General features: G+C 52.6%; 1 protein-coding gene, 2 tRNA genes and 2 rRNA genes. All 5 read left to right on the top strand.

Annotated features, from left to right (window positions below; all coding sequences use genetic code 11):
- Positions 1-174, top strand: a 16S ribosomal RNA gene (locus ACGYLA_RS19445); the annotation flags it as partial.
- Positions 175-310: 136 nt separating this feature from the next.
- Positions 311-387 (top strand) — tRNA-Ile (locus tag ACGYLA_RS19440).
- 27 nt (positions 388-414) lie between these two features.
- Positions 415-490, top strand: a tRNA-Ala gene (locus tag ACGYLA_RS19435).
- Positions 490-1,404: a glycosyltransferase family 2 protein gene (locus ACGYLA_RS19430; RefSeq protein WP_394434618.1), complete on the top strand. Its 915-nt coding sequence runs from the start codon at positions 490-492 to the stop codon at positions 1,402-1,404. The genes ACGYLA_RS19435 and ACGYLA_RS19430 overlap by 1 nt, the downstream gene beginning before the upstream one ends.
- Positions 1,405-1,816: 412 nt before the next feature.
- Positions 1,817-2,073: ribosomal RNA gene (locus ACGYLA_RS19425) — 23S ribosomal RNA — on the top strand; the annotation flags it as partial.

Genomic DNA, 2,073 nt, shown 5'->3' with positions numbered 1-2,073 from the left:
CGGTGAATACGTTCCCGGGCCTTGTACACACCGCCCGTCACACCATGGGAGTTGGTTCTACCCGACGGCCGTGCGCTGACCTTTTGGGGGCAGCGGACCACGGTAGGATCAGCGACTGGGGTGAAGTCGTAACAAGGTAGCCGTAGGGGAACCTGCGGCTGGATCACCTCCTTTCTAAGGATGTTCCTAGCCAGTTGAGCATGCTCAACTCGTGGAACACTTAGCAGATCGGCAAACAAAGCCGGTCAATATTAGAACCGAGCCGTCCTCATATCTCTTCAGACAATAGAACACGGGCTACCGCCCGTATGGGTCGGTAGCTCAGGTGGTTAGAGCGCACGCCTGATAAGCGTGAGGTCGGAGGTTCAAGTCCTCCTCGACCCACCATCGCTTCTGCAGTTGCAGAATCCCTTTGGGGCCTTAGCTCAGCTGGGAGAGCGCCTGATTTGCATTCAGGAGGTCAGGAGTTCGATCCTCCTAGGCTCCACCATGAATTCTCTTGCCGCCTTTGATCCGCACGGATTAAAAGAAGGCATGAAGATTTGTGCGATCACAATGGTTTACCGCGATTATTGGGCGTTATCACAATGGTACGCGCATTACTCACGGCACCTAGGTTCGGAACATCTTTATATCGTGGCCCATGGTCGTGATCCGAAGGTTTCTGAGCTTTGCCCTCGGGCGAATGTGATCACGGTGCCGCGGGGTGACCTGACTGGTTTCGATCGGGTGCGTGGACAGCTGCTGAACGGCCTTCAGGACGGATTGGGTGCGCTATACGACTGGGTTATCCGCACGGATGCGGATGAACTGATTTGTTTCGACCCGGAACGTTACGCAAATTTCAGCGATGTGTTCGCCTCACGCAAGAGAGCATCTGCACTCTTTGCTTTGGGAATAAACCTCACTGAAATGGAAGGCGATCCTACGCTAACAGCGAACGATAATGTCCTGCGCTACAGGCGTCAGGCGCATTTCTCCGGGCATTACAGCAAGGCTTGGGCGGTTCGGCGTGGAACGCATCTGGTGCGCCACGGCATTCAAACTGCTCCTGGGCACTTGGATGACACGTCATTAACCTTTCCCAAAGGTGTTTACTTGGTTCATCTCAAATACGCGAACAGCGCTGCGCTAATCGATGCAAACCAGCATCGGACGCTAATTGGCAACGCTGGTAGCAAAGGTCTTCCCGGCAAAGCTTGGGCGCAAGCAGATAAAGATGCATCCCGCTTTTACGCCGCTTTTCGCGAGTTGACTGAGCTGGATTGGCCCTTGGCAGAGCGACGCGCCTATCGGCGGATCAAGCGCGACCCCGTTCGAGATGAGAAGCTTAACGTGCTGCGTGCCAGATCGGTAAAGTTCCCGTTTCGGACAACCCTACCAAAGTGGTTCGAAAACTGCTGATAGATTAGATCAGCAAGAGCGCTACGGCGCTTTTGCTCGTCCAATCTGGACGGTAGCGTGACATCCTTTGGATGCATGTGATTGACATCGTAAAGAGAGATACTAACAACATGTTTGATCTCACCGCGTTAGGTGATGATCTCAGTTGCTGCCCCTCGGGGCCGGTGTTTGTAAGGCTGTTTCCTCGGCCACTCAGACATATCGCGGCTGAAACGAATATGTTGTCCAAGTCAAGTACACTAACCAGAGCGATGACGCTGCCTCCTGCACGGACGGCAGCTATCTGCATCGCTCATTGTCCAGACGACAGTCTGGGCGGGTAAAGTATGCTTTTGATGCAGAATAAGAGGATCAGTTTCTTACCAGCTTCTGATCTTCGCGCGAGGCGCTAAGTCTTGCTTTTTCTGGATCAAATCAAGCGCGAAAAGGGCGTTTGGTGAATGCCTTGGCAGTAAGAGGCGATGAAAGACGTGATACTCTGCGATAAGCCATGGGGAGCTGAGAATAAGCTTTGATCCATGGATTTCTGAATGGGGCAACCCACCTGATACTTTGTTATTACTGCACTTCGGTGCAGCTAATAACTTGGTAAACCAGGTATTTTTAGGCTGAATATATAGGCTTAAAAAGGCAAACCCGGGGAACTGAAACATCTAAGTACCCGGAGGA

This window comes from Sulfitobacter sp. 1A13679, assembly GCF_043557115.1.
Classification (GTDB): Bacteria; Pseudomonadota; Alphaproteobacteria; order Rhodobacterales; family Rhodobacteraceae; genus Sulfitobacter; species Sulfitobacter faviae.
This window is presented reverse-complemented; position numbering and strand designations above follow the sequence as displayed.